Below are 8,697 nucleotides of genomic sequence, written 5' to 3' on the forward strand. Positions count from 1 at the left end.
GCCCCGGGATTCCGAGATGCCAGGACGGAAACTGCCTCCGGCCTGGCAAAATGGATCGATATGCCGTCGCGGAACGGGGCAACGGCTGTGACGAGGGAAAGGCGCCGCTGGTGGACAAGGCCGCACTGCTCAAGGACCTGCAGAAGCAGGTGGGGATCCTTGAGGACGACCTGCGCGGTCGGACCGACTCGGTCGAGGAGTTCCATAGGGCGCTCCGGAGCGAGTACGAGTCCGCGTACGGTGCCCAGCGGACCGCGGCGACGTACGAGACGTGGCGCGACGAGCGGGTGACGCAGGTTGCGGCGGCGTGGGTGCTGGCGTGCGTCTTCGTGCGGTTCTGCGAGGACAACGGCCTCGTGCCGGACGCGTGGCTCTCGGGTCCGGGGGAGCGGCTCGCGGAGGCGGAAGACCGTCACGCGGAGTATTTCCGCACTAACCCGGAGCACAACGACCGGGACTGGCTGACGGCGTCCTTCAAGGCGCTGGCGGAGAGCAACCCGACGGTGGCCGGTCTCTTCGACCGCGAGCACAACCCGCTGTGGGAGCTGGACCCGGGCTATGAGGCGGCGAGCGGGCTGCTGGCGTTCTGGCGTGAGCGCGGAGCGGACGGCGAGATCCGCTACGACTTCACGGACGCGGAACTGGACACGCGTTTCCTTGGCGACCTGTACCAGGACCTGAGCGAGCACGCACGGAAGACGTACGCGCTCCTGCAAACGCCGGAGTTCGTGGAGGAGTTCATCCTCGACCTGACGCTGGAACCGGCGGTGGAGGAGTTTGGCCTCGACCCCGTCTGGAAGCACAAGCCGGCGGGCTGGACGGGCGAGGATCCGATCGCGCGGGGCCTGCGCTGCATCGACCCGGCGTGCGGCTCGGGCCACTTCCTGCTGGGCATGTTCGAGCGGCTGCTGGCGAAGTGGCGCGAGGCGGAGCCTGGCACCGATGGCTGGGTCCTGGTGCGGCGCGCCCTGGACTCCGTCCACGGCGCCGACAAGAACCCCTTCGCGGCGGCGATCGCCCGTTTCCGGCTGCTCGTCGCTGCGCTGAAGGCGTGCGGGGTGCGGGAGCTGCGGCGGGCTCCGGAGCTGCCGATCCATGTGGCGGTGGGGGACTCGCTGCTGCACGGGCGAGGCGCGGAGACTGTGACGGAGTCCCTGGACACCCTGTTTGGGGAGGCGGACGGGCGCACGTTCGCCTACCGGACGGAGGACGTCTGGGAGTACGCGGACCGTGTGGACCTGCTGGGACGGGGGAGCTACCACGTGGTGGTGGCGAATCCGCCGTACATTGGGGTCGACGATGATCGCGAGCGCGAAAACTATCGAGCATCCTATGGATCTTGTCGGGGTGAATATTTTCTCACGATTCCTTTCGCTGAGCGGATTTTTGGGCTGGCGATTCGTGGTGCAGGGGTAGAGGCGGCAGGATTTACTGGGCAGATCACAGGTAACTCCTTCATTAAGCAGAAATTTGGCGCCAAGTTGGTTGAGGAATTTCTACCCACGGTGCTTGTGACTCACGTAATCGACCTCTCGGGTATTCAAATTCAGGGTCATGGGACTCCGACAGTGGTACTGGTGGGTCAGAATGTATTCCCGAGGCGAGAGCAGAAGGTGAAGGTGACGTTCGGACTTCGCGACGAACCAGGTCGGACCCTAGATCCGACCAAGGGGGTCGTTTGGCCCGAAATTGTAGCTAATCGAGATCGTCCGGGATATTCCTCGGAGTGGATCGGGGTAAGCGAATTTTCTAGATCTCGCCTGGGTAAGCATCCATGGGTTCTGGCGGGTGGTTCGGCTATTTCCTTGATGGACTCGATGGAGGTAGCGAGTAGCTCAACGGTTCGCAGTATGGCGATTCGTTGTGGATTCTATGGGGACACTCACGCTGACGAAGCATTTACCCTGCCGGCGAGTGGGTATTTTGCTCGTCAAGCTAGGGCGAAAATGCATGGGCAGGTGGCCCATCGGGGTGAACATGTTCGTGATTGGGGCGTTCGTGGCGCTGAGGTGATGTTGGTTCCTTACGATGCGCTCAAGGGGTTGTTGCCGCATGATTCATTGAGTCGGGAATTTGTGAAGTATCTGTGGCCGTTGCGTACCGATCTTTGGGGGCGCACCGCGTTTCAAGGTGGTACCTATCGTAGTGCGGGACGAGAGTGGTGGGAATGGCATCAGCTCCCCAAGGATGAGAAGGCTCATCCTTGGGCGATTGTTCACGCCGAAGTCTCTACGCACAATCACTTCTACCTCGACCGCAGCGAGCGCGTGCTAAATAGATCGGCACCCATCACTAAACTCTCTAAGGATGCCTCGCCTGAAGATCATGTGTCGCTGGTTGGGTTGCTGAATTCATCTGCTGCCTGCTTCTGGCTCAGGCAGGTTAATCAGCCAAAATCTGGCAGTGGTTTGGGGCGGGGAGTTCAGGATGAAGAGTGGGAAGAGAGGTACGGTTTCCGTAGCGGAAATGTGAAGAAATTTCCTCTCCCGGTCCGACTGCCGCTTGAACTCGGGAGCCATCTTGACTTGCTTGCTCAGGAGTTGGCTGCTCTTGGGCCAGCCATTGCTGTCGCGTCCGGGCGTCCCACCCGTGTCTCGCTCGCTGAGGCCCGCGTTGCACACACTCGCGTACGCGCCTCGATGGTCTCGCTCCAGGAGGAGTTGGACTGGTTTGTGTATGGGGCATACAACCTCCTTGGCGCGCCCGACATGGCGCGCGTTTCATTCCCTGATCACAGTGCAGTACCGGGAATCTCGGTAGGGGAGCGTGCGTTTGAGATTGTGCTAGCGCGGAGGGTAGCCGCTGGCGAAGTCGAATCGGCATGGTTTGATCGACACGGATCCACGCCCATCACCGAGATCCCCGACCACTGGCCCGATGCTTACAAGGCCGTAGTGCAAGCCAGGATCGAACTCATCGAATCCCACGAGGATATTGGTCTCATCGAGCGGCCTGAGTACAAGCGACGCTGGGCATCCGAGACCTGGGAAAAGAAGGAAAACGCAGCCCTTCGGACTTGGTTGCTCGATGCCTGTGAGCGCGAAGATCTATGGTTCGCGACCCGCGAGGGGTTCCGTCAGCCACGCACGCTAACCATCTCCCAGCTCGCCGATTTCCTCCGCAACGACGAGGATGTTCAATCTGTCGCCGCGCTTTACGCAGGTGACCACCTCGGCAAGCGGGACGCCTCCCTGGCGACCGTCCTCGCGGACGTCATCGCCGCCGAGCACGTCCCCTACCTTGCTTCCCTGCGCTACAAGGACTCCGGTCTCCGCAAGCGCTCTCAGTGGGAGAAGACCTGGGATCTTCAGCGGGAGGAGGACCGGACGGGGCAGCGGCTCGAGATCGCCGTGCCGCCTAAGTACACCTCCGCGGACTTCCTCAAGCAGTCCTACTGGTCCCACCGCGGCAAGCTCGACGTTCCCAAGGAGCGGTTCATCTCCTACCCGGACGCCGGCCCCGACTCCGACCCGACGATCCTGCTCGGCTGGGCCGGCTGGGACCACAAGGACCAGGCGCAAGCCCTGATCAACCTCGTCAACGACCGCACCGACGAGTCAGGCTGGGAGACCGAGCGGATCACCCCGCTCCTCGCCGGCCTCCAGGAGGTCATGCCGTGGGTCCACCAGTGGCACGGCGAATTCGACGAGGAATGGGACGGAACGCCGTCCGAGGAGTACCAGGCGTACCTGGACGAGCAGCGCGCCAAGCACGGCCTCTCAGTCGATGACCTGACCGCCTGGCGCCCTGAGAAGAAGGCGCGCGGCGGCCGCCGGAAGGCCGAGTAGCGAGACGAAGGGGTGGGCTGCTTCCTCCACAGAGGAAGCAGCCCACCCCTTCGTCGTTCAGTCCCGCGCTGCGAACGCGACGAATGCCGCCCAGCGGTCCACACCAACCGTCAGCATCGGCCCCTCGGACCGCTTCGAGTCCCGGACACGGACAGAAGCCGCCGTGCTGGCCACCTCGACACACTCGCCCCCGTCCCCGGCGCTGTGGCTGCTTTTGAACCACGCGAGTGGCGATGTCTCCTGCTCGGACGCCTGACCGTTCATGCCTCTCCCAGCAACTTCTCGATGAAGACCAGCGACTCTCGTGGGGTAAGCGCCTGCGCCCGGATGATGCCGTACGTGGCTTCGAGATCCTGGACCTTCTTCGGTTCCGTGTGCAGGCGGCTGTCGCTCTGCACCTCTGTATAAGCAATCCTGCGCCGCTCCTTGGTGTGGATCAACGTGAAGGGGCCTGCAAGTCCAGCATGTTCGTCTCGATCGGTCGGCATGACCTGCATCTCGACGTTTCGCTGGTGACCGATGAGGAGCAGATGCTCGATTTGGCCTCGCAGGACGTCCGGACCACCGATTGGGCGGCGTAGGACGGACTCCTCGATGACGAAGCTCATCAGCGGCGCGGCCTTGCGGGAGAAGATCGCCTGGCGGGCCAGTCGGGCCGCCAGCCGTTGCTCGATGATCTCCTTGCTGAGAAGGGGACGCCACATGGCGAAGACCGCCCGGGCGTACTCCTCCGTCTGCAAGAGCCCCGGAACCGCGTGGTTCGCGTACACGTGAAGCTCAACGGCATCGGCTTCCAGTCGAGCCGCGTCTCGGAAGAACCCGGGATACCGAGCCCGCGCGACTTCCTCCTTCATCGCCCGCAGCATGCCACCCGCACCCACCGCGTCGTCCACCGCGTCGATCATCTCCGGCTTCGGAATCCGCCGCCCCTGCTCGACCGACGCGACGAGCCCCTCCCCGTACCCGACCCTGTCACCCAACTCCGTCTGCGTCAGCCCCGCCCCCTCCCGCGCCAGCTTCATCTGCCGCCCGAAGCACCGCAGGAACGCTGTCCCCGAGTCCTCGTGCCTGTCGTCCTCGGCTTCCGTCCCCATCGCCGCACCCCTCACCGCACCCGCCTGCCCTGCCGCGCAGGCTACGCGCCTCACGACACCGTCCGCCTCGGATCGGACAGAGTTTCACCGTGTGAGTGGACCGGCGCTCAGGTCCGCGGCGTGCCGGCCCAGGCCTCAGCCATCGCCTGCGTCACCACATAGCTGCACTCGTCGACGAACTGCGGGTCCTCGCTCGGGAATTCGGCCCACATCAACGGCCAGTTGCCGCGCCCCCGCTCCTCGAACGTCCACCGGCTCAGATACGAGAGCCTCCCGCCCAGCTCCTTCCGCGTCACCCCCAGCTCGGGCAGCAGCCGCGTCGTACTGACCGGCACCCCAGGCGTCCGGCACAGGACATCCAGCAGGTCGCAGACCGTCCGCAGGGAGCTGTACCCCGAACGCCCCAGCTCGGCCAGATCGGCATCCGTCCACGGAATGTGCGACCGGCCTCCGCCGCCAGGGGCCGTGTCCTTGAACGAAGGAGAAAGGGAAGAGCCGGTCATGGTCACCTCGCGCAGTCGTAGCAGTCTCGGAACAGGCGGAAGCAGCCGCGCAGGCGGCCGCTACCCGGCATCACCACAGCAGACCGCTCGCCTTCCAACAAGCCCACTCCTGAGCCCAGTCCTCCCGGCAATGCCGCTCGAAGTCACGAAGCCGCCCCCGCCACTCCCCGTCCGCAAACCCCAGCGCATCCTCCGCCGCGTACCCCACCGCATCCTCGGGCGGCCGCTCCCACCCCCGGTCCCGCAGGTACCCCACCGCCGCCCCGAACGACTCCCCGTACGACCGGTCCGCCCGCAGATGCGCGTGCAGCACAGCCGAGAACACGGGCGCCACCACATCCGACAGCGGCCACAGCGTCGACAGCACCACCCGCACCCCGCGCGCATGGAAGGCCGTATCGAGCGTCCGGCAGCGCTCCAGGCCCAGCCGCGTCGACGTGTGCGTACCGGAGGAGCAGTTGGAGAGCACGGCCAGCTGTGCCGCATCCAAGTTGCCCTCCCGCAGTACGCGCCCCAGCGTGAGCCGGCCGCCGTACGGGTCCTCGCCACCCCCGGCCGACAGCAACAGCCCACTCGCGTACGGGTCGGCAGCGGTGTAGCCGTGCGAGGCGATGTGCAGCGTGCCCGCGGTTCGGCCGGCGTCCAGCACCGCGGCCGGGGTGGCAGCGGACCCGGTGTACACCTCCAGGCCACGCCCGTACAGGCGCCGCAGCACGGCCCGCTCCGTGGCCAGCCCGCGCAGATCCGCCCCGTACGAGACGAACGCGGGCGGAGCCGGGAGCACGAGCGGGCGGCGCGCCAGTCCGGTCAGTGACGCGAGCGACGGCGCGTACGAGACCGTCCGGAAGCAGTCGGCCAGCAGCCGGTCCGCGCCCAGCGACGGGACGGGCACCGCGTGCAGCGGCAGCAGCGCGAACAGGCTGGACGGGCTGAGTACGAGGTGCCGTACGCCCTCCTCCCGCAGGGCCTGCACCAGACGCTCCAGCAACGGGACGAGCAGCAGCTCCGACGCCCGCCGGCCCTCGCCGAGATATCCGCCCTGAACCCATCCCGTCACGCACTTGGCGAACCCCTCCAGGTCGAACTCCGGGGCCGCGAGCACGCCCGAACGCGCCTGGCCGCGAACCGTATGCGCCCATACGACGCGCGGCCCGTCCCCACCCATCAGCAGATGCGCGAAGGCCCTGTCGTCCGAACCCAGGACGGACAGAGCACCAACCAGCGCCTCCGGATCCGCACCCGCCGGCCCGTCCGCCAGCGAGCCGACCTCCAGCTCGGTCTTCTGGAGACTCCTCCGGAGGCGGTAGGGGAGCGGTCGACCCGACGCCCTGTACCGTCGCTCGGCCCGCTCCACCCGCAGTTCCTCCAGCCTGCGCAGCGCCTTGCGCAGCGGAACCCGCCGAGGGCGCGGCACACTCGGGAGCCCCTCCAGGAGGTCGAGGGTCTCCGCCAGGTCCCGAGACTTCACCCGGTCCGCCGCCCGGAACTGCGCCTCCGTGCCGGTCCGCGGCGGCAGTACGCGGCTCAGGCCGCCATGGCGGCCCAGCGCGGCCTCCAGCGCCTCGGCCGCCGGACCGCCCACTCCGTCCGGTGGGAACTCCAGCAGCAGCGTGCGCCGCACCTGAGGCAGCGCTTCGTCCCCATCGACATGGAGTACGTCGAGACGGGCACACCCCGCCCGCACGGCAAGGGTCAACTCCGCCGTGTCCCACGGCTCGTACAGGTCGTACGTGTACGAGAACTCCACCGCCCCGACGGCCGTCTGGTCGGCCTGGGGGAATGTCACCGTGAAGACGGCGAACCGGTCCTCGTGGAGGGAGAAGGAGACCAGATCCCGCAGCCCCGCGGCATCGCGCGGACGCCATACGGCATCCCGCTGAAGGAGGGTGTCCACCGCCCCGAACCACCACGGCACCGTGCCCAGCACCCGGCGACCCCGTTCCTCGCCCCCGTAGAGCAGCGCCCTCGACATCCACCCCGGTGCCTGAGGGAAGGCCATGCCCGCCCGGCCTTCCCAAGGCGCTCCGGCCTGGCTGGCCCCCAGGTCTGGTACGGCCAGCTGCGTGTGCGCCGTGCTGAACAGGCCCGCCAAGGCCCGGTCCTGGGCCGGGTGGGCCTGAGTGGGTACCAGAGGCAGCCCACTCGGCGGGCCCCAAGGGGTGGCCGCGCCCTCGGCAAGGCCCCGCCGCCCGCACCAGGCGGCGAGCAGCGCGTCCCGGCGGGCGGCCAAGGCCGGACGCAGCAGCGCGGGGGAGGGCCGGGTGCGGACCAGCCGCATGATCAAGCGCGTCGCAGCCGTGAGGTCGCCGCTGCTCGGCGGGCGATCACCACCATGGGCCACGAGCGGCCGCACCAGCTCGTTGATCTGCCGTGCGGTCCATGCCTCGGTGGCCCGTAACGCGATCGTGAGGACGAGCAGCGCGCCTGGCGCCACCCCGGTGCCGTCCCGCCAGGCCTCCAGCCGTACCGCCAGGTCCGGGGCGTCCGCGAGCAGGTCGTGGATCTCCACCAACCCCGCGTCGAGACCCTCGCCCGCCGCCACCGAGACTCCGCCGGACAGCTCGTCGTACCCGGTCATGTGCCACCACCCCCGTGTTCCCCACACCGCCCCAGACCACCTGGACGATCTTCACCCCTGCTCCGACGCAACGGCAACGGCAACAGCAAACGGCAACGCCCCCGTCTCGTACAGGTCCGACAACCGCCGCCCCCTGCCGCGACAAAGGCTCACCGTCCCGGCCGCAGACCTGGTCGCCGGCACTCCTCGCCCTCCACCGTCATCCGCATGACGACGACCGACCCCCTCCCGACCCGAGCCTTCACCCTGCGGCTCACCGCAACCCCGCGCGGCGCCCGCCTCGCCCGGCGGCTGGCCTCCCAGCAGCTGCACGCCTGGGGCCACCCGTACGGCACACCCGTGAACGACGCGGTGAGCCTCATCACGGCAGAGCTCGCCGCCAACGCCGTACTGCACGGCCGTGTCCCGGGCCGGGACTTCCTGCTCCGGCTCACCGAGGACGACGCAGGCGTGCTGCGCGTGGAGGTGAGCGACACCCGCGGTGAGCGACTGCCCGTGCTCTCCACTCCCTGCCCCGAGGGGAGTCGGGGCGCGGGCTGCTGCTCGTCGAGGCGCTGGCGGACGCCTGGGGCGTGGAGCCGCGGGAGGGAGCCCCCGGCAAGACCGTGTGGGCGCAGTTCTCGGCCCCCGGTGGCCGGTAATCGCCCCAACCATTGGTGATCTTTGGACAGGGCGCCGGTGCAGGCCGGTGAGCTGGCAGGATGGGAGGTCGAGGTGTGGGGCGCACGGGACGG

5 protein-coding genes and 1 pseudogene are annotated in these 8,697 nt (G+C 67.6%); 2 read left to right on the plus strand and 4 right to left on the minus strand.

What is annotated here, in order from left to right:
- Window positions 1-50 precede the first annotated feature (50 nt).
- Window positions 51-3,788, plus strand: a complete 3,738-nt coding sequence (gene pglX / locus ACIGFK_RS30495; RefSeq protein WP_400054420.1) for a BREX-2 system adenine-specific DNA-methyltransferase PglX — start codon at window positions 51-53, stop codon at window positions 3,786-3,788.
- A 57-nt stretch (window positions 3,789-3,845) separates the two neighbouring features.
- Here the strand turns inward: pglX and ACIGFK_RS30500 are convergent, their stop codons facing one another.
- The 4 genes from ACIGFK_RS30500 to ACIGFK_RS30515 form a co-directional block, all read right to left on the minus strand.
- Window positions 3,846-4,052 carry a DUF397 domain-containing protein gene (locus ACIGFK_RS30500; RefSeq protein ID WP_400054422.1) on the minus strand — a complete coding sequence of 69 codons (207 nt, stop codon included), beginning with the start codon at window positions 4,050-4,052 and terminating at the stop codon, window positions 3,846-3,848.
- Window positions 4,049-4,882 (minus strand): Scr1 family TA system antitoxin-like transcriptional regulator, encoded by an 834-nt coding sequence (locus ACIGFK_RS30505; RefSeq protein WP_400054424.1) that lies wholly within the window; start codon window positions 4,880-4,882, stop codon window positions 4,049-4,051. The genes ACIGFK_RS30500 and ACIGFK_RS30505 overlap by 4 nt, the downstream gene beginning before the upstream one ends.
- 107 nt (window positions 4,883-4,989) lie before the next feature.
- Window positions 4,990-5,391 (minus strand): hypothetical protein, encoded by a 402-nt coding sequence (locus ACIGFK_RS30510; RefSeq protein ID WP_400054426.1) that lies wholly within the window; start codon window positions 5,389-5,391, stop codon window positions 4,990-4,992.
- A gap of 64 nt (window positions 5,392-5,455) precedes the next feature.
- Window positions 5,456-7,963 (minus strand): CHAT domain-containing protein, encoded by a 2,508-nt coding sequence (locus ACIGFK_RS30515; RefSeq protein WP_400054428.1) that lies wholly within the window; start codon window positions 7,961-7,963, stop codon window positions 5,456-5,458.
- Between the two features lie 207 nt (window positions 7,964-8,170).
- Here ACIGFK_RS30515 and ACIGFK_RS30520 point away from each other — a divergent pair.
- Window positions 8,171-8,604 (plus strand): annotated as a pseudogene (locus ACIGFK_RS30520) (ATP-binding protein).
- Window positions 8,605-8,697: the final 93 nt, after the last annotated feature.

It is taken from the genome of Streptomyces sp. NPDC085524 (assembly GCF_044541755.1).
In the GTDB taxonomy this organism is placed as follows: Bacteria; Actinomycetota; Actinomycetes; order Streptomycetales; family Streptomycetaceae; genus Streptomyces.

Coding starts and splice junctions, on each gene's coding strand:
- ACIGFK_RS30505 (WP_400054424.1), bottom strand. CDS start 4,882: ATGGGGACGGAAGCCGAGGACGACAGGCACGAGGACTCGGGGACAGCG.
- ACIGFK_RS30500 (WP_400054422.1), bottom strand. CDS start 4,052: ATGAACGGTCAGGCGTCCGAGCAGGAGACATCGCCACTCGCGTGGTTC.
- ACIGFK_RS30515 (WP_400054428.1), bottom strand. CDS start 7,963: ATGACCGGGTACGACGAGCTGTCCGGCGGAGTCTCGGTGGCGGCGGGC.
- pglX (WP_400054420.1), top strand. CDS start 51: ATGGATCGATATGCCGTCGCGGAACGGGGCAACGGCTGTGACGAGGGA.